Source organism: Methylobacterium sp. 2A, from assembly GCF_009806555.1.
Lineage (GTDB): Bacteria > Pseudomonadota > Alphaproteobacteria > Rhizobiales > Beijerinckiaceae > Methylobacterium.
In genome coordinates, this window is sequence record NZ_VUOK01000013.1 from 92,586 (window position 1) to 109,797 (window position 17,212).

Sequence of the window (17,212 nt, forward strand, 5' to 3'; positions counted from 1 at the left end):
TTCCGCCTCGCGCCCGTGGCACCGGAGGTAAACCCGGCACCGATGGTTCAAGGCTATCATGGTGGGCCGCGGCGGTCGGCGGGTCAAATCGGCGCGACGATCCGGTTTCCGCTTCGGCGGAGAGCGCGCTTAGTTGTGCGCCTGGATGAAGTTGCGCACCTGCGGGTAGATCTGGCTTTCCCAGCGCCGCCCCGCGAAGACGCCGTAATGGCCTACGCCCGGCTGGAGATGGTGGGTCCGCATGTAGGGGGCGAGGCCCGTGCAGAGGTCGTGGGCCGCCATGGTCTGGCCGACGGCACAGATGTCATCCCGCTCGCCCTCGACGGTCATCAGGGCCGTCCGGCGGATGGATCGCAGGTCGATCGGCTCGCCGCGATAGGTCACCGCGTTGCGCGCCAGGGCATGATCCTGGAACACGGTCCTCACGGTTTCGAGGTAGAACTCGGCCGCGAGGTCGAGGACGGCGAAATACTCGTCGTAGAAGGTCTCGATCGCCTCGGCCTTGGCCTGCTCGCCGTTGGCCATGTGCCAGAACAGGTCGGCATGGCCCTGGACGTGCCGCTTGGCGTTCATCGACATGAAGGCCGTGACCTGCACGAAGCCCGGATAGACCCGGCGGCCGGCGCCCCTGTGCCGGTTCGGGACCGTCGCGATCAGGTTCTGCTCGAACCACGTGATCGGCTTGGAATTCGCGAGTTCGTTCACGCTGGTGGGGTTGATCCGGCAATCCACCGGCCCGGCCATCAGGGTCATGCTGCGCGGGGCCGCCGCGTCCCTGGCCTGCGCCATCGCGGCGGCGGCCACGAGGGCCTGCACCGCCGGCTGGCAGACCGCGACCATGTGGGCGCCTTCGCCGATCGTCTGCAGGAAATGGACGAGGTGACCGACGTAATCGTCGAAGCCGAATTGCCCCTCCGACAGCGGCACGTCCCGGGCATTGTGCCAGTCGGTGATGTAGACGTCGTGGTCCGGCAGCATGGTGCGCACGGTCGCCCGCAGCAGCGTGGCGAAATGGCCGGACATCGGCGCGACCATCAGCACCTTGGGCTGCTCAGTCTGGATGTCCTTCTTGAAGTGCAGCAGGGTCGCGAACGGGGTGACCACCACCGGCTCCTCGGAGACCGGCACACTCCTGTTGCCCACGTCGATGGCGTCGATGCCGAAGGGCGGCCGCGCGAAGGTCAGGCCGGTGCGCATCATCATCCGGGCGCCCGCCGACATCCAGGTGATCGGCTCGCCCAGTCCGGTCCAGGGCGACCACACATCGTTGAGGACCTGTCCCCACGCCCGGGTCTGGGCGGCGATGTCGGTCTGCAGATCGAACGCGTCGTACAGCATCAGCAGGCACTCGCGGAGCCCCGCCCGGCACGCGGGCTAACAGGCGACAATGGAGGCGGATGCCAGGCTAGAATTGCATCAGCGTGGCCATCTAGGATGGTCGCGCCCCCCAGGGCCGGCAACTGTCCGAACGGCGAAAGCCGTCAAGAAGACTACCGACGTGACTTTGATGCATCATGCGGGCCATGCCGGATCCCGTCCGGCGGATGGATGGTCGTGTATGAAGGCCGCCGGACCAAGCCGAGCCGCTGCGGCGGACTCGGACAGAGCTGACCGGTCAGGATGCACGGTGGACCGCGACGCCGTTCTCGGTGCGCCGATGCTCGCAGGCGATCTTGAGATACCGGTCGCCTCCCCCGGGCAGACCGGCCTGCGCCGCCATGGTCTGGGCGTGCATCAGGCACTCCATCGGGGTGTGCGCCGGCGCGATGATGACATCGAGGGCGGTATCGCGGGAGCAATCCTGCGCCAGCAATGTCCCGGCACAGACCAGGGCAACGGACAGCAATTCCGGCATGACGGACCTCGGCTTCGAGTGATCGAAAGGTCCGCGGGGTGCTCTGGCGTGCGAGCCACCGCGTTGTCGTTGCCTGGGCGCGTCCTCAAGATGTTGATCGGCCGAGGCACGTCTCGTGCCAGTTGTGGGAGGAGCGGTCGCGGCCTGGAGATCAGTCCCGCGCCGGGAGCCAGCGCGTCTCCGGCTCGCTGGTCGGCAGCAGGGCCGCGACCGCGTCGAGGTCGACGACGTAATGATCGGTGAGCAACCGCCACATTTTGTCGGGTGAGTCCGCCTTCGGCCTGAAGCCTTCCAGGGCGCGCGCCACAAGCGCCTGGTTGAGCAGCTTCGGGCGCCGCAGCAATGGATCGGCGTTCAGCATCGACGGCAACTCCTTCCCGCTGGGGGTGATCGTCTGCCTTTTTGGTTAATGGCAGGTTACCGTGAGGACTGATCTCTTGCCCTCTTCTTGCGGCAGGCCCCGGTCACTGCTGATGTGGACGGCCCATGGTGCCGAGCCGGTCTCCGGCTGCTCTTTGCGGATCTCGGCAATCCTTACGCACCACGGTGCCGGACGTCGGCGAGACACCGGAGGCGCGCGATGCCGCTCCGGTTCACAAGCCCCCACCCATCCCTTATCAGGCTGGCGGATCGAGGCCGGGCTGGCGTGATGGCGCGTCGCAACGGGCCGGCGCCGCTTTCCGCCGATCGTGCGAACGGAACATCATGGACGCCACACCAGACGCGATCGACTCGGCGCAACGGCCGACAGCTCGCCTCGTGCTCGCCTCGGCCTCACCGCGCCGGCTCGCGCTGCTCCAGCAGATCGGCATCGAGCCGGACGCCCTTCTGCCGGCCGAGATCGACGAGACGCCGCGCAAGGCCGAGCCGCCGCGCGACCTCGCCCGCCGTCTGGCGCGTACGAAGCTCGCCACCGCCGAGGCGGCCCTCCACCTGGGCGACAAGACCGCGCCGACCTGGCTCCTGTCGGCCGATACGGTCGTCGCGGTGGGACGGCGCGTGCTGCCCAAGGCCGAGGTTCCGGACGAGGCGGCGGATTGCCTGCGGCTCCTGTCGGGTCGCCAGCACCGCGTCTACACGGCGGTCTGCCTGCTCTCGCCGCGGGGGCGGCGCGAGCGGATCGTCGAGACGCGGGTCCGGTTCAAGCGTCTCTCGGGTCGGGACATCCAGGGCTACGTCGCCTCGGGCGAGTGGCGGGGGAAGGCCGGCGGCTACGCGATCCAGGGACTGGCCGGCGCCTTCGTCGTCAAGCTGGTCGGATCCTACAGTTCGGTGGTCGGGCTTCCGCTCTACGAAACCCAGAACCTCCTCGACGGCGAGGGCTATCCGGTCCGCGCCGGATGGGGTGGGCTCGCATGAGCCGGGAGCGCCGCCCGCCCTGCCCGATCTGCCGCCGTCCGTCCGTGCCGGACTTTCGGCCTTTCTGCTCGCAGCGCTGCGCCGACGTCGATCTCGGCCGCTGGCTGAACGAGCGTTACGCGATCCCCGAAGAGATCGATTCCGACGAGCCGCCGCCGGAGCCGGATCCGGAGCGCTGAACTTTTCCGGCCTTTCCGTCACGTCGATGTCACGGCAAGGCTGGACAGGCCGCGAAGCACTGACTATACCCCGCGGCATCCGAGGCCGACAGCGCCGCGGACGACGCCCAGGTAGCTCAGTTGGTAGAGCATGCGACTGAAAATCGCAGTGTCGGTGGTTCGATTCCGCCCCTGGGCACCATCGTTTCGCTGAGGCGAAGCGGGCTTTTCCAATCGCGCTGTCCCGCATTCAGCTGATCTCAACGCCCCTCGCCTCCAACATCGCGGCCGTGCGGTCGACGCTCGCTTGCGTCCGGTGCGGGTCCGTGGCCGATACGTCCACACGCATCGCGGGGTCCGAGCGATCCGGGGCGAAATTCTTCGTGCGCACGATCGGCAGCAGACCGGCGCCGAGACGCCGCAGACGAGCGGCGACGCGTGAACGAGCGCCTACCGACGCAGATGCAGATAGGTCGGGTCGAACTCCGCCGCGGAGACGAGCCCGTCCCAATCGAGCACGGTCAAACGACGGCTGCGCAGCGCGATCAACCCGGCGGCCTTCAGGTCGCGGATCGTGCGATTGACGTGAACCGGCGTGATGCCGAGGGCGTCGGCCAACTCCGGCTGGGTCATGGGCAACTCACAACTCAACTCCGGCGCGAGCCCGACGGCGCCGAGGCGCATGACCAGCTCGCAGAAGAGATGGGCCATCCGCGCGTAGGCCTCACGGCGCCCGGTGTTCAGCATCCATTCCCGCACCACGGCGGCGTCGATGAGCGTCGCCCGCCAGAACACTTCGCTGAGTCGCGGCTGTGCGCGGAGGAGCGCGCGCACCGCATCATGCTGCACGAAGCCGACGCGGCACGGGCTCACCGTCGCGATGCTGATATCGAGGGTTTGCAGGTGCAGACTCTGGAAATCGGGCACGTCGCCGGGGACGTGATAGCTCATGACCTGCCGTTTGCCGGCCCGGGTCGTCTTGTAGGTGCTGGCGATGCCCGAGATGAGCGTGAAGCTCCGGCCCGGACGGTCGCCCTCGCGCACGATGTCCTGATAGGCCTCGATCTGGGCGAGTTGCATCGGGAGGGCTTCGAGCGCAGCGCGTTCCGCGTCGGAGAGTTCGAACAGCGCGACGCTCTCGATCTTGCGCAGGAACGGATGGCGGTTCGCGTGCTGGCTTGGTGTGTTCATCCCACCTCGATCGACGCTAGGCAGACACCACACGGGATGCCGGGGTCCGACCGACGCGTGATAACCTTCTGCTCTCGGGATACCAATCGACGAGCCCGGGACGCGAAGATAGGGGCCGGGTCCGATATTTCGATCGCGTTGGCGAATGCTTCACAGTCTGGACGGTATCGGACCGGCCGAACGAATGCGTCACTCCCGCTGCGGGACAGCCACGTGGTGATGGGGCTGGAAATCTCCGCCTTGTCCGCGCACACAGGCGCCGCGGCGGCATCGCCGCTCTGTCTGACGGAACGCTCGGATGAACACGGCTGATCTCGCCCCCCACGCGCATCAGATCCTGAGCGAGGCGACGCTGCCCGGACTGCCGAACCATTATCGCGGCAAGGTCCGGGACAATTACGACCTCTCGGACGGCCGGCGCATCTTGATCACGACCGACCGGATCAGCGCCTTCGACCGGGCGCTCGCCGCGATTCCGTTCAAGGGGCAGGTGCTGACGCAGACCGCGCGGTTCTGGTTCGAGCGGACGGGTGACATCTGCCCGAACCACGTCCTGGCTTACCCCGATCCCAATGTCGTCGTCGGACAGCGCCTGGAGATCCTGCCCGTGGAGGTCGTGGTCCGCGGCTACCTCGCCGGCACGACCTCGACCTCCGTGCTGACCCGGTACCGCGCCGGCGAGCGGGAGATGTACGGCCATCGCTTTCCCGACGGCATGCGCCCGAACGAGCGCCTGCCGGCTCCCATCATCACGCCGACCACGAAAGCCTTCGATGGCGGCCACGACGAGCCCCTGACCGAGGCCGAGATTCTCGGCCGCGGCCTTTTGACGGAACAGCAGTGGCGCACCGTCTCGGAGGCGGCCCTGGCGCTGTTCGCCCGCGGGCAGGATCTGGCGGCCGAGCGTGGGCTGATCCTGGCGGACACGAAGTACGAGTTCGGCACGGATCGCGAGGGCAGGATCGTCCTCGCGGATGAGATCCACACCCCGGACAGCAGCCGCTACTGGTTCGCGCAGAGCTATCCCGACCGCTTCGCCGCGGGGGCGGCGCCCGAGAGCTTCGACAAGGATTTCGTGCGCAATTGGGTCGTGGCCCGCTGCGATCCCTATCGGGATCCGATCCCGGAGATCCCCGCGGACGTCATCCTTGAGACGGCTGCGGTCTACATCACGGCCTACGAGACGATCACCGGCGCGCGGTTCGCGCTGCCGGATCCGGCCGAGTTGCCGTTCGATCGCGTGCGCCGCAACATCGAGGCCTATCTGGCCGCCAACCCGGATCGTTGAAGGGCGGCGCGTGGCGCGCCGCCCCATACGGATTGCGACGGTTCAGGCCGCGGCCGCCATCGGGGCCGGGGAGGGCGCGTCCATCGCCCGCAGGTAGACGTCGAGCAGCGTCTCGTGCTCGTCGCGCTCGTCCTTGTCCTGCTTGCGGATCTTCAGGATCTCCTTGAGGATCTTGACGTCCAGGCCCTCGCCCTTGGCCTCGGCGAAGACCTCCTTCTTGGCTTCCATCAAATCCTTGATCTCTTCCTCGAGCCGTTCCACGCGCTCGATGATCGAGCGGATCCGGTCGCCGGCGACGCCCACGGTGTCGGTCATATCGGTCATGCAATCCCTCGTCGGATGACGGGGGCATCCTCGCCGGCACAGGGTAAGCGGCAGGTTAAGGGCGGTCCTCATGGCCGCCCCTACCCCCCGGCGGCGCTCAGGCGTGGGCGAAGCGCGCCTTCTTACCCAGCGCCTCCTCGACGGTCCCGGCACCGTCGAGATAGCCGTGGACCTTCGGGTTCGGCATGATCAGGGAGGCCACGAAGGCGATCGCCATCAGCACGGTCACGTACCAGAAGAACGTGCTCTCCATGCCGTTATCCTTGAACCACAGGGCGACGAACTCGGCGGTGCCGCCGAAGGTCGCGTTGGCCACCGCGTAGGACAGGCCGACGCCGAGCGCCCGCACGTTGGTCGGGAACAGCTCCGCCTTCACGATGCCGCTGATGCCCGTGTAGAACGACACCACGGCGAGCCCGAGCGTGATCAGCGCGAAGGCGAGATACGGGTCCTTGTTGGTGCCGAGCGCGGTCATCAGCGGCACCACCATGAGCGTGCCGAGGCCGCTGTAGAGCAGCATGTTGGCCTTGCGGCCGATCTTGTCGGACAGGGCGCCGAAGATCGGCTGGATCGCCATGTAGACGAACAGCACCACGGTCATGACCTGCGAGGCCGCAGTCTTCGGCATCCCGGCGGTGTTGACCAGATACTTCTGCATGTAGGTCGTGAAGGTGTAGAAGCTCAGGGAGCCGCCGGCCGTGTAGGCGACGACCACGAGGAACGCCCGCCAGTGCTTGAACAGCTCGGCGAAGGTGCCGGCCGTCTCCCTGTCGCTGCTGTCCTTGGTCTCGGCGAGCGAACGCCGCAGATAGAGCGCCACGAGGGCGAGGCCGGCGCCGATGAAGAACGGGATGCGCCAGCCCCAGGCTGTCAATTCGGGGCCGGTCATGACGGTCTGGAGGAGCACGAGGACCAGCGAGGCGAGGAGCTGCCCGCCGATCAGCGTGACATACTGGAACGAGGCGAAGAAGCCGCGTTTTCCCTTGATCGCGACCTCGCTCATATAGGTCGCCGAGGTGCCGTATTCGCCGCCGACCGAGAGGCCCTGCAGCATGCGGGCGAGGAGCAGCAGCACCGGCGCCAGGGTCCCGACCTGCGCGTAGATCGGCAGGATGCCGATCAGCAGCGAGCCGAAGCACATCATCAGCACGGAGACGACCATCGAGGTCCGCCGCCCGACCCGGTCGGCGATGCGCCCGAACAGCCAGCCGCCGATCGGGCGCATGAAGAATCCGACCGCGAAGATACCGGCGGTCTGAAGCAACTGGCTAGTCGAGTCGCCCTTGGGGAAGAAGGCCGGCGCGAAATAGAGCGCGAAGAACGCGTAGCAGTAGAAGTCGTACCACTCGACGAGATTGCCCGAGGACGAGCCGACGATCGCCCAGATGCGCCGCTTCCGGTCCGCAGCGTCGTCGTGGGTGCCCGGTGCGATGCCGATCGTATCGTTCCGCGAGGCGGACATGGCGTCTCCGTCGATCACTTATCGGGACGGCGATGGCCGGCCTCTTCTTCGTGCCCTGCGACGTTACAGGTGATGATCGTGATCGCAAGTCCGTGATGAGCCTTTCCGCGGGACGCCCGGGCGCCTGTCAGGCGCGACGTCACGGCCGAGGCCCGCACGGAACGGTTTGCCCCGGGGGTCCGTTGCGGCCCGGCGCGGGCGTCGACGGCGCTCCGATATCGCCAGGAGGAGAGGCCATGAAGCGGATTCTGAGGGACACGGTCGCGGCGGTCATCGTCGTCGCCGGAGCGGCGACCGCCTTCGCGCAAGGCGCTCCAGGCGGGCCCGGCGGTGGCGCGGGCGGCGCTGGTGGGGCGGGAGCGGGTCCCGCGGCCGGACCGGGCGGCGGGGCTGGCCCGGGCGCTGGCGGCGGCGGCATGCGGGGCGGTGCCGGCGCTCCGGAGGGCGGTGCGATGCGGGGACCCGGCGGTGAGGGCGGCGCGCGCGGTGCGGAGCCGGGTGGTCCCGGGGGACGTGGCGCCGAAGGGCCGGGCCGGGCCGGCGGCGGCGAGCGCGGTGGTCCGGCCGAGCGGGGCGCACCGGGGGCCAACCCCGCTCCAGGCGAGCGCGGTGCGCGCGAGTCCGGCCCGGGGGGCGAGCGCGGCAATCGCGATGCCGCAGGGCCGAACCAGGGCGCACGGGGGCCTGCTGGGGATCACGGCGGCCGCGCCGGTGCCCGGGACCGCGGTTCCGTTCGTGGTGCGGTAGGGCGGCTCGATACCCGGCAGCGCACCGAGTTCCGGTCCTCGATCACCCGACTCGGCGTCTCGCCGCTCAGGGATGTCGCCTTCGGCCTCGCGGTCGGCACCGCGATTCCGCGTTCGGTGTCCCTCCACCGGTTGCCGCCGGCGATCATCGAGCTCGTGCCGGAATACGAAGGCTACGACTTCATCCTGGTGCGCGACGACATCGTCATCATCGATCCCGATACCTACGAGATCGTCGATGTGATCCCCGCCTGATCCGCGTCGTCCTCGTGCCGAACGCGCGGCAGCGCGGATTTCTCGCGCGTTCGGCCGATTTGCGAAAAGAAAACGAAAGGAAAACGTCGTAAACCCGCAGCGGCCTGGATCCGGACATGTCCGGATCCAGCCATGAAAGGCGCCGCTGATAAGAAAAACCTCTGTTCTATTGAATGATCTGTCTGGATTTACAATCAAAACAAACGCCACGGACCGTGAATTTCAGATGCGAATAGGAGCTCTTCAAGCGTCGCCTCCGTTTGGAGAGTGGTATGTCGAGTGTGAAGTCTGGTCTTAGCGCATCCGCATGGCTCACGCGCTTGCGCCTCGGGATAGCGGGTCGCGCAACGCTCCTGACTCTCGCGATCGCGTTCACCGCCTTTCTCGCATGCTCCATCTACATCCACACGTCGCAGACCGCGCTGCTGCGGACGGAGATCCAGACCAGCATGTCGAGCCTGAGCGGTGCCGCCGCGCGGAGCATCGGCAACTGGCTGCGTGGGAAGCTGGATCTCATGCAGCTGGCGGCGGAGGAGATCGCCGGCACCGGGGTCGGGCCTGAGGCGGACCGCGTGCTCGACGCGCCGATCGTCCGCCAGGGGTTCTACGTCAGCTATCTCGGGCGCACCGACGGGTTCTACACGAAGATGCCCAAGGCGCCGATTCCGCCGGGCTACGATCCGCGCCAGCGGCCGTGGTTCAAAGAGGTCGCGGCGACGACGGGCACGATCCTGACCGAACCCTACAAGTCCGCCAGCCGGGGCAGCATGGTCCTGACAGCGGCCGCACCGGTCGCGGATGCGCAGCACAACCTGGTCGGCGTGGCGGCCGGCGATTTCGACGTCGCGGCCCTGGCCCGGATGATCGCCGAGGTGGTGCCCGGCGGCCATGGCTATGCCTATCTCGTGTCCGGCGGCGGCAAGATCCTGATCCATCCCAAAGCGGAATTGATCGGCAAACCCCTCACGGATCTGATCGGCGGTCCGAAGCCCGAGATTGCCGCCGGCCACGAAATCGAGACCCGCGAGGCTGGCCGCGCCACCCTGACGGTGTTCGCCCGGGTCCCCGACCTGCCGTCCAATCTCGACTGGTACGTCGCGCTCTCCTTCGATCAAGCGGCGGCGGTCGCGCCGATCGACCACCTCACGCGGAATATGGCGGTCGCGACCGTCATCATGCTGCTGGCGCTGGCGGTCGCGGTGGGACGGACCATGGCGACCACGGTGGCACGTCCGCTGAATCGTCTCGTCGGCGTGCTTCAGCGGATGAGTCAGGGTGAGTTGGACACCGAGATCACGGAGGCGCGCCGGCAGGACGAGATCGGCATGGTCGGGCGCGCCGTCGAAGGCATCAAGGCCCTCGTGGCGGAGAAGGCGCGCGAGCAGGCCGATATGCGCCGCCTCGCCGACGCGGCCGCCGCCGCCGAGCGCAGGCGCACGATGACCGAACTGGCCGATGGATTCGAGCGGGTCGTCGGCACCATCGTGAATTCGGTCTCGTCCGCAGCCGCCGATCTTCATGCGACCGCCGAGACGCTGACGGTTGCCGCCACGCAGGCCGCGGCGCAGTCCAGCGGCGTCGCGGCCGCCGCCGAGGAGGCGTCCGCCAATGTCCGCACCGTCGCGGCGGCGACCGAGCAACTCGGCGCGAGCGTGCAGGCGGTGGCCGGACAGGTCGCCGGCTCGTCACGCCTCGCCCGAACGGCGGTCGATGAGGCCGACGAGACCGGGCGGCGGGTGCAGGACCTCTCTGAGGCCGTGTCCAAGATCGGAGACGCGGTCGGGCTGATCTCCTCCATCGCGGCGCAGACGAACCTCCTCGCACTGAATGCCACGATCGAGGCGGCGCGCGCCGGCGAGGCGGGGCGCGGCTTCGCCGTCGTGGCCGCCGAGGTGAAGGAACTGGCCGCCCAGACCGCCCGGGCGACCGAGGAGATCACCGCCCACATCGCGCGTGTCGAGGGCTCGACCGGCGAGGCCACCCGGGCGCTCGACGGGATCGTGGGGCGCATCCGGGACATCAACGACGTGGCGAACACGATCGCCGCCGCGGTGAGCGAGCAGGATTCGGCCGCGCAGGAGATCGCCCGCAACGTCGGTCAAGCCGCGACCGGGACCGACGAGGTCACGACGAACATCGCCGGCGTCGCCGGAGCCGCGGCGCAGACCGGTCAGGCTGCGCATCGAGTCCTGGATTCCGCCACGGAACTGTCCCGGCAATCGGACCATCTCAGTGTCGAGGTCGCCCGTTTCCTTGAATCGGTCAGGGCTGCCTGACGAGGTCATTGGCGGCCGAGGCGATCAGCGATGCGCCTCGGCCGCCATGCGGATCGCAAGCGCTGCCAGCACCGTCCCCATCAGCCAGCGCTGAACGACGCTCCAGAGGGGGCGCTGGATGAAGAACCCGGCGATCGTCGCTGCCGACACGATGAAGACGGCGTTCATCACCACGCTGACGACGAGCTGGGTGCCGCAGAATATCAGCGCCTGCGCGAGCACGCTCCCGTTCTTCGGGTCGATGAACTGCGGCAGGAGCGACAGGTACAGAACTGCAATCTTCGGATTGAGCAGGTTGGTCAGCAGACCCATCACGAAGAGCTTGCGCGAGCTGTCCTTCGACAGGTCGTGGACTTGGAACGGCGATCGCCCGTTGGGCCGAACCGCCTGCCATGCGAGATACAGGAGATAGAGTGCGCCGGCGATGCGGACCCCATCGTAGGCGTAGGGGATCGCGATCAGCAGCGCCGTGAGCCCCAAGGCCGCACACACCATGTAGACGATGTGGCCCACGAGGATGCCGCCGAGCGAGATCAGGCCGGCCGTGCGCCCCTGCGCGATCGAGCGGGAGATCAGATAGACCATATTCGGTCCCGGCGTGAGGGCCATGCCCAGCGAGACCAAGGCAAAGGCCAAGTAGCTGCCCAGATCCGGCATTTCGATCCATCCCGTCACAGGTCGTCGCCAACAGAAGCGTGCGTTTCTCTGCCCGACGAATCGTCTTTCATCGAAGAGAGCAGCTTCCAGCATCGAGCTGGACTGATCGGATCCGGCTTGTCAAAGCGTTCAGCGGCCGCCGGCATGACGCGGATGCTTGCTTACCTCGGCGACCATGCCGGCTACAACGGCGCGTGAGCTTGACCGACTCACCCGCGAAGGCCGCACGCGGCCGGTTGCGGCCGGGAGTGCAGAGGATGGTCATCTCTCTGGCATGGTCCAGAAAAGCGAATGGCGAGTGGAGACTCACGCTCCGCCTCGCCATTCCTCTCTGGAGACGGCGACACCTGAGAAGGTGAATGCCAGGGATCGGCGGAAAGCCGCCGCCGATCCCACTCCCGAAGATAACGCCCCGGGCCTGGCACAGCAACGGTCGCGTCACCGTCCCCCGTCCAGAAGTTTCGAGACGACGCGGGCCGTATAGTCGACCATCGGCACGATGCGCGCGTAGTTCAGCCGCGTCGGCCCGATCACGCCGACCACGCCGACGATCTTCTGGGCCCCGTCCCGGAACGGCGCGGCGATCAGCGACGAGCCGGAGAGCGAGAACAGCTTGTTCTCGGAGCCGATGAAGATGCGCACGCCGTCGCCGCCCTCGGCCCGGGCGAGGAGGTCGATGACGTCCTTCTGGCTCTCCAGATCGTTGAACAGCAGGCGGATGCGCTCCAGATCCTCGGCCGCCCTGAGATCGTCCAGCAGATTGGCCTGCCCGCGTACGATCAGCTGGCGCGCCTCGGTGGGACCGACCGGCGTCGCCAGCCCGGCATCCACGAGGCGTTCGGTCAGGGCGTCGAGCTCCCGCTTCATCGCTTGGCGGCTGGCCTCGATCTCCGCCCGCAGGGTGCCGAGGGTCCGGCCCTGAAGCCGGGCATTCAGAAAGTTCGTTGCCTCCCGAAGGGCGCCTGCGGGCAGGCCGGGCGGCAGGTCCACGAGGCGGTTCTCGACGGAGCCGTCATCCGAGACCAGCACGACGAGCGCCCGGGCCGGATCGAGGCGCACGAACTCGATGTGCTTCAGGTTCACGTTCGCCTTGGTGGTCAGCACGACGCCGGCGCCGCGCGAGATGCCCGACAGCATGGTCGAGGCCTCGGTCAAAGCAGAATCGAAGGTGTGGCCCGAGGCGGCGGCCCGCATCTGCGCCTCGATCCGGGCCTGCTCGTCCTGGCTGACATCGCCCAGTTCCAGCATGGCGTCGACGAAGAAGCGCAGGCCGAGCTCGGTCGGCAGCCGGCCCGCGGATGTGTGCGGGGCGAAGATCAGGCCGGAATGCTCAAGATCCGCCATCACGTTGCGAATCGAGGCCGGCGACAGGGCCATCGGCAGGATCCGCGCGAGGTTGCGCGATCCGACCGGTTCGCCGGTGGTGAGGTAGCTCTCGACGATCTGCCGGAAGATCTCTCGGGCGCGCTCGTTGAGCGCGGCAAGCGCGTGCATCGTTGGGCCGTCGGGAAATCGCGGGTTCGGGTCTGTCACGCTCTGATCCTGTCGTCCGATCATGTCCAACCGCCCGGTCCGGATCAATCCGGACAACACGGCTCCTCTGCGCCGCTTGCCCGCGGAGACACGGCGGCCTAAGAGCCCGGCCCTCGACTTTCCTCACAGAAGGGGTCCGCAATGCGGCCTTCCAAGCGTGCCGCCGACGAGTTGCGGCCCGTGAGCCTGGAGCGCGCGGTCTCGCGCTACGCCGAGGGCTCGTGCCTCGTCAGCTTCGGCAACACCCGGGTGCTCTGCACTGCCTCGCTGGAGGAGCGCGGGCCCCCGTGGCTGCGCGGTTCGGGCAAGGGCTGGGTCACGGCCGAATACGCCATGCTCCCGCGTGCGACGCACGAACGCACCCGCCGCGAGATCGGTTCCGGCAAGCCGTCGGGGCGGACCCAGGAGATCCAGCGGCTGATCGGGCGCTCCCTGCGAGCCGTCACCAACCTGCCGGCGCTCGGCGAGCGGCAGGTGACGGTGGATTGCGACGTGATCCAGGCCGATGGCGGCACGCGCACCGCCGCCATCACGGGCGCCTGGGTGGCCCTGCACGATTGCTTCGGCTGGATGCGGGCGCGCTCGATCATCTCGGTCGATCCGCTGCGCGATCACGTCGCGGCCGTCTCCTGCGGCCTCTACAAGGGCACGCCGGTGCTGGACCTCGACTACGCCGAGGATTCGGCCGCCGAGACCGACGCCAATTTCGTGCTCACCGGCCGGGGCGGCATCGTGGAGGTGCAGGGCACCGCCGAGATGGAGCCGTTCTCGCAGGATCAGCTTCTCGAGTTGCTGCGCCTCGCCCGCGCCGGCACCGACCGGCTGGTCGCCCTGCAGAAGGAGGCGATCGCGTGAGCCGGCCCTTGACGGGCAAGGTGGTCATCGCCACCCACAATGCCGGCAAGCTCGCGGAGATGCGCGAGTTGCTGGCTCCGTTCGGCGTGCAGGCGGTGTCGGCCGGCGAGCTCGGCCTGCCGGAGCCGGAGGAGACCGGTACGATGTTCGCCGAGAACGCGGCGATCAAGGCTCACGCCGCCGCCGAGGCCACCGGCCTTCCCGCCTTCGCGGACGATTCCGGCCTCTGCGTCGACGCCCTCGACGGGGCGCCGGGCATTTTTTCTGCCCGCTGGGCCGGCCCGACCAAGGACTTTTCCGGCGCCATGGCGCGGATTTTCTCCGAATTGGACCGGCGCGGCGCGCAGGATCGCCGCGCGCATTTCGTCTCGGCGCTGGTGCTCGCTTGGCCCGACGGCCACACCGAGCTGTTCGAAGGCCGGGTGTTCGGTGACCTCGTCGAACCCCGCGGCTCGGCCGGCTTCGGCTACGACCCGATCTTCCGGCCGGAGGGCCACGACCGCACCTTCGGCGAGATGAGCGCGGAGGAGAAGCACGGCGTCGATTGGCAGCGCGGGCAGGGGCTCTCCCACCGGGCACGGGCCTTCGTGGAGCTGAGCCGGGCCTGCCTCGCGCCGCGCGCCTGATTGCCAAAACGGGCGGCGGCGCTCACATCCCCGGCATCATGCGAGCAACCGGCCTGGACCATCCGACCCGCGATGCGGGCTTCGGCATCTACCTGCACTGGCCGTTCTGCGCGGCGAAGTGCCCCTACTGCGACTTCAACAGTCACGTCCGCCATGCCGGCGTCGACGAGCCGCGCTTCCTCGCCGCCTTCAAGGCCGAGATCGACCATGCAGCGGGGCGGACGCCCGGCCGGACCGTCACCAGCATCTTCCTCGGGGGCGGCACCCCGTCGCTGATGCAGCCCGCCACGGTTGCGGGCCTGCTCGACGCCGTGGCGGCGCGCTGGCCCGTGGCGCCGGACGCGGAGATCACGCTTGAGGCCAATCCGTCGAGTGTCGAGGCGGCCCGCTTCCGCGGCTATCGTGCCGCCGGAATCAACCGGGTCTCGCTCGGCGTGCAGGCGCTGGACGATGCATCGCTCCGGACGCTCGGCCGGCTGCACGACGTGGCGCAGGCGCTCGACGCGATCCGTGTGGCGCAGGCCACGTTCGAACGGACCTCGTTCGACCTGATCTACGCCCGCCCGGGCCAGACGCCCGCGATGTGGCGGAACGAGTTGGGCGAGGCCCTGCAGCGGGCCGGCGAGCACCTGTCGCTCTACCAGCTCACCATCGAGCCGGGCACGCCCTTCCACGGCCTCGCCAACGCGGGCAAGCTGGTCATTCCGGACGATGAGACCGGGCGAGCCCTCTACGACGTGACGCAGGAGCTCTGCGCGCAAGCCGGCCTGCCCGCCTACGAAATCTCGAACCACGCCCGGCCCGGCGCGGAATCGCGCCACAACCTGCTCTACTGGCGCTACGGCGAATATGCCGGGATCGGTCCCGGGGCGCATGGACGCCTCGTTACCGAGGTCGGCCGGATCGGCACCGTCACCGAGCGTAGCCCGGAAGCGTGGCTCGCCGGGGTCGAGCGCGACGGTCAGGGTATCGTCGAGACCGAAACGCTCTCGCCCGCCGACCAGGCCGACGAGTTCCTCGTAATGGGCCTGCGTCTGCGCGAGGGCATCGATCCGGACCGCTACGCCGCCCTGAAGGGCCGGCCCCTGAATGGCAACCGGATCGGCATGCTGATCGGTGACGGCCTGCTGGAGCGGCGCCGTGACGGCCGCATCGCCGCCACTCCGCGCGGCGCGCCGGTCCTCAACGCGCTCGTCGCCGAACTCGCAGGCTGATCAGATCCCGGGCTTGGCCAGAACCCGCGGGGCGGGGCTCACCGGCGTCGCGGCGTTGTTGCGGATTTCATAGACCGCCAGAGCACGCTCGCTCTGCCCGTCCGGGCGGAAACGGAAGGTGCCGTCCACCCCGGCGAAGCCCGCGCCGTTGGTCAGGGTCGCCTCGGCGAAGCGCTGCGAGCCGTATTGCCGCGCGAGCGCTGCGGCGAGCGTCACGGCGTCGTAGGCGAGGGAGGTGACGCGCGGCGGCACGGCGCCGAACCGGGCCTGGTAGCGCCCGCTGAACGCCGAGAAGCCGCTGCGGTCCGGCGCGGCGAAGTGGCCGCCCTGCAGGGCCGGGAGGGCGAAGAGCGCCGGCTCGTTCCATAGGGCTGTGCCGATCGGCCGGACCCTCGCCGGGGAAAAGCCGGCCTTGCTCAGCGCCGCCGCGACGGTCGGCATCGCCTCGGCCGTTTCCGGGATGAACAAGGCGTCGGCTGTCGCGCCGGGCCCCGTGATGACGCGGGCCAAGCGCTCCACGGCGGGTCCCGGATTGTCAGTCGGGTAACGTTCCACCGCCGCGACGCGGGCGCCCCGGCGCGCCACGGTCTCGCGGAAGGCCGCTTCCACGGCGTTGCCGTAGGCGGTCTCGGGGATCAGCGCCGCGAAGGAGCGCTTGCCCCCCGCCACCGACTCCTCGACCACACGGTCGACCTCTGGCTGCGGCAGGAAGCTCAGGAGATAGACGTTGGGCGCCGCCACGGTGACGTCGGTGGAGAAGCCGATCACCGGCTTGCCGCTCGCTTTAGCCACCGCGGCGGCGGACTGAACGCTGCCGGCGAAGAGCGGCCCCAGAACGATCTCGGCGCCCTGCCGCAGCGCCTCCTGAGCGGCGTCCCGCGCCCCGTCGGGGGTGCCGCGATCATCCTCCACGAGGATCGTCAGGTCCGGCTGCTGCGCCTCGTCGAAGGCGAGCTGCGCGGCGTTGCGCATGGCGGTGCCGACGTTTGCCCCCGGGCCGGTGAGCGGCAGGACGAGGGCGACCTTCACCGAGCCGGCGCCGATCCTGGGGCCGCCCGATGCCATCGGGGTGACCGGCCCCGAACCGCCGGGCGCCTGAGCCGAAGGCGACGGACCCGCCTGCGGCACCGCGGCCGGGGGCGTCAGGGCGGCCTGCGGGGGCGGAACCCGCCGGGTCGCGCCGCCGCCGAGGCAGCCTCCGAGGGGCAGCAGCGCCGCGCAGACGAGGGCGGTCAGGGCGGTGACGCGCGCGAGACGATCCGGCGCGCCGGTCAGGCGCGCCATGGCGCAGTCTCCTTCGGGCAAGCCACGGCAGCGTGATCGCGGGACCCAAGAATGTAAACGCAGGACGAAGGACTTGCCCCCGGCAACAGGGCTCACGCGCGACGAGAGCCCATCAGTGTGGCAAGATCG

The 17,212-nt window shown here is 68.9% G+C and carries 18 protein-coding genes and 1 tRNA gene; 10 read left to right on the forward strand and 9 right to left on the reverse strand.

All coding sequences use genetic code 11. The annotated features are described in order from the left end of the window. Positions 1-129: 129 nt before the first annotated feature. The 3 genes from phaZ to FVE89_RS06590 all read right to left on the reverse strand — a co-directional run bounded on the left by phaZ (position 130) and on the right by FVE89_RS06590 (position 2,216). On the reverse strand, positions 130-1,338 hold the full coding sequence (gene phaZ / locus FVE89_RS06580; RefSeq protein ID WP_160533236.1) for a polyhydroxyalkanoate depolymerase: 1,209 nt from the start codon (positions 1,336-1,338) through the stop codon (positions 130-132). A 277-nt stretch (positions 1,339-1,615) separates the two neighbouring features. Further along, on the reverse strand, positions 1,616-1,855 hold the full coding sequence (locus FVE89_RS06585; RefSeq protein ID WP_160533237.1) for a hypothetical protein: 240 nt from the start codon (positions 1,853-1,855) through the stop codon (positions 1,616-1,618). A gap of 151 nt (positions 1,856-2,006) precedes the next feature. After that, a complete protein-coding gene (locus tag FVE89_RS06590; RefSeq protein WP_160533238.1) occupies positions 2,007-2,216 on the reverse strand; it encodes a hypothetical protein in 210 nt (69 codons plus the stop codon). Between the two features lie 344 nt (positions 2,217-2,560). On the opposite strand from FVE89_RS06590, the gene FVE89_RS06595 reads away from it, so the two are divergent. The 3 genes from FVE89_RS06595 to FVE89_RS06605 all read left to right on the forward strand — a co-directional run bounded on the left by FVE89_RS06595 (position 2,561) and on the right by FVE89_RS06605 (position 3,574). Continuing rightward, entirely contained in the window at positions 2,561-3,214 is a 654-nt protein-coding gene (locus FVE89_RS06595) for a Maf-like protein (protein WP_160533239.1), read from the forward strand. Then, complete coding sequence (gene yacG / locus FVE89_RS06600) at positions 3,211-3,393, forward strand: DNA gyrase inhibitor YacG (protein WP_202130624.1); 183 nt, start codon at positions 3,211-3,213, stop codon at positions 3,391-3,393. The genes FVE89_RS06595 and yacG overlap by 4 nt, the downstream gene beginning before the upstream one ends. Positions 3,394-3,498: 105 nt before the next feature. Next, a tRNA-Phe gene (locus tag FVE89_RS06605) sits at positions 3,499-3,574 on the forward strand. Between the two features lie 248 nt (positions 3,575-3,822). Here FVE89_RS06605 and FVE89_RS06610 read toward each other — a convergent pair. After that, positions 3,823-4,563, reverse strand: coding sequence for a Crp/Fnr family transcriptional regulator (locus FVE89_RS06610; protein ID WP_160533241.1), 741 nt, complete (start codon positions 4,561-4,563; stop codon positions 3,823-3,825). Positions 4,564-4,861: 298 nt separating this feature from the next. On the opposite strand from FVE89_RS06610, the gene FVE89_RS06615 reads away from it, so the two are divergent. Then, entirely contained in the window at positions 4,862-5,851 is a 990-nt protein-coding gene (locus FVE89_RS06615) for a phosphoribosylaminoimidazolesuccinocarboxamide synthase (RefSeq protein WP_160533242.1), read from the forward strand. Between the two features lie 42 nt (positions 5,852-5,893). Here the strand turns inward: FVE89_RS06615 and FVE89_RS06620 are convergent, their stop codons facing one another. Both FVE89_RS06620 and FVE89_RS06625 read right to left on the reverse strand, forming a co-directional pair. After that, entirely contained in the window at positions 5,894-6,175 is a 282-nt protein-coding gene (locus tag FVE89_RS06620; RefSeq protein ID WP_160533243.1) for a DUF2312 domain-containing protein, read from the reverse strand. Between the two features lie 97 nt (positions 6,176-6,272). Further along, on the reverse strand, positions 6,273-7,637 hold the full coding sequence (locus FVE89_RS06625; RefSeq protein WP_160533244.1) for an MFS family transporter: 1,365 nt from the start codon (positions 7,635-7,637) through the stop codon (positions 6,273-6,275). Between the two features lie 330 nt (positions 7,638-7,967). Here FVE89_RS06625 and FVE89_RS31645 point away from each other — a divergent pair, with 330 nt between their 5' ends. From FVE89_RS31645 to FVE89_RS06635, 3 genes are all read left to right on the forward strand, one after another. Further along, positions 7,968-8,384, forward strand: a complete 417-nt coding sequence (locus FVE89_RS31645; protein ID WP_342390098.1) for a hypothetical protein — start codon at positions 7,968-7,970, stop codon at positions 8,382-8,384. Positions 8,385-8,425: 41 nt separating this feature from the next. After that, positions 8,426-8,638, forward strand: coding sequence for a DUF1236 domain-containing protein (locus FVE89_RS31650; RefSeq protein WP_342390059.1), 213 nt, complete (start codon positions 8,426-8,428; stop codon positions 8,636-8,638). A gap of 272 nt (positions 8,639-8,910) precedes the next feature. Next, positions 8,911-10,914 carry a methyl-accepting chemotaxis protein gene (locus FVE89_RS06635; RefSeq protein ID WP_160533246.1) on the forward strand — a complete coding sequence of 668 codons (2,004 nt, stop codon included), beginning with the start codon at positions 8,911-8,913 and terminating at the stop codon, positions 10,912-10,914. A gap of 24 nt (positions 10,915-10,938) precedes the next feature. Here the strand turns inward: FVE89_RS06635 and FVE89_RS06640 are convergent, their stop codons facing one another. After that, positions 10,939-11,571, reverse strand: a complete 633-nt coding sequence (locus tag FVE89_RS06640) for a LysE family translocator (RefSeq protein ID WP_160533370.1) — start codon at positions 11,569-11,571, stop codon at positions 10,939-10,941. Positions 11,572-12,009: 438 nt separating this feature from the next. Further along, complete coding sequence (gene hrcA, locus FVE89_RS06645) at positions 12,010-13,065, reverse strand: heat-inducible transcriptional repressor HrcA (RefSeq protein WP_160533247.1); 1,056 nt, start codon at positions 13,063-13,065, stop codon at positions 12,010-12,012. Positions 13,066-13,245: 180 nt separating this feature from the next. Here hrcA and rph point away from each other — a divergent pair, with 180 nt between their 5' ends. The 3 genes from rph to hemW are packed head-to-tail and all read left to right on the forward strand — an operon-like array spanning position 13,246 to position 15,799. Beyond that, positions 13,246-13,959 (forward strand): ribonuclease PH, encoded by a 714-nt coding sequence (gene rph, locus FVE89_RS06650; RefSeq protein WP_160533248.1) that lies wholly within the window; start codon positions 13,246-13,248, stop codon positions 13,957-13,959. Beyond that, on the forward strand, positions 13,956-14,585 hold the full coding sequence (gene rdgB / locus FVE89_RS06655; protein ID WP_160533249.1) for an RdgB/HAM1 family non-canonical purine NTP pyrophosphatase: 630 nt from the start codon (positions 13,956-13,958) through the stop codon (positions 14,583-14,585). Before rph ends, rdgB begins: the two co-directional genes overlap by 4 nt. Before the next feature lie 38 nt (positions 14,586-14,623). Beyond that, positions 14,624-15,799, forward strand: a complete 1,176-nt coding sequence (hemW, locus tag FVE89_RS06660; RefSeq protein ID WP_160533250.1) for a radical SAM family heme chaperone HemW — start codon at positions 14,624-14,626, stop codon at positions 15,797-15,799. Here hemW and FVE89_RS06665 read toward each other — a convergent pair whose 3' ends face one another. Next, entirely contained in the window at positions 15,800-17,083 is a 1,284-nt protein-coding gene (locus FVE89_RS06665; protein ID WP_202130625.1) for a penicillin-binding protein activator, read from the reverse strand. Between the last annotated feature and the right edge of the window lie 129 nt (positions 17,084-17,212).

Bases quoted from the DNA above. Each gene is read 5' to 3' on its own strand.
- phaZ (WP_160533236.1), bottom strand. From the start codon at position 1,338: ATGCTGTACGACGCGTTCGATCTGCAGACCGACATCGCCGCCCAGACC.
- FVE89_RS06585 (WP_160533237.1), bottom strand. From the start codon at position 1,855: ATGCCGGAATTGCTGTCCGTTGCCCTGGTCTGTGCCGGGACATTGCTG.
- FVE89_RS06590 (WP_160533238.1), bottom strand. From the start codon at position 2,216: ATGCTGAACGCCGATCCATTGCTGCGGCGCCCGAAGCTGCTCAACCAG.
- FVE89_RS06595 (WP_160533239.1), top strand. From the start codon at position 2,561: ATGGACGCCACACCAGACGCGATCGACTCGGCGCAACGGCCGACAGCT.
- yacG (WP_202130624.1), top strand. From the start codon at position 3,211: ATGAGCCGGGAGCGCCGCCCGCCCTGCCCGATCTGCCGCCGTCCGTCC.
- FVE89_RS06610 (WP_160533241.1), bottom strand. From the start codon at position 4,563: ATGAACACACCAAGCCAGCACGCGAACCGCCATCCGTTCCTGCGCAAG.
- FVE89_RS06615 (WP_160533242.1), top strand. From the start codon at position 4,862: ATGAACACGGCTGATCTCGCCCCCCACGCGCATCAGATCCTGAGCGAG.
- FVE89_RS06620 (WP_160533243.1), bottom strand. From the start codon at position 6,175: ATGACCGATATGACCGACACCGTGGGCGTCGCCGGCGACCGGATCCGC.
- FVE89_RS06625 (WP_160533244.1), bottom strand. From the start codon at position 7,637: ATGTCCGCCTCGCGGAACGATACGATCGGCATCGCACCGGGCACCCAC.
- FVE89_RS06635 (WP_160533246.1), top strand. From the start codon at position 8,911: ATGTCGAGTGTGAAGTCTGGTCTTAGCGCATCCGCATGGCTCACGCGC.
- FVE89_RS06640 (WP_160533370.1), bottom strand. From the start codon at position 11,571: ATGCCGGATCTGGGCAGCTACTTGGCCTTTGCCTTGGTCTCGCTGGGC.
- hrcA (WP_160533247.1), bottom strand. From the start codon at position 13,065: ATGCACGCGCTTGCCGCGCTCAACGAGCGCGCCCGAGAGATCTTCCGG.
- rph (WP_160533248.1), top strand. From the start codon at position 13,246: ATGCGGCCTTCCAAGCGTGCCGCCGACGAGTTGCGGCCCGTGAGCCTG.
- hemW (WP_160533250.1), top strand. From the start codon at position 14,624: ATGCGAGCAACCGGCCTGGACCATCCGACCCGCGATGCGGGCTTCGGC.
- FVE89_RS06665 (WP_202130625.1), bottom strand. From the start codon at position 17,083: ATGGCGCGCCTGACCGGCGCGCCGGATCGTCTCGCGCGCGTCACCGCC.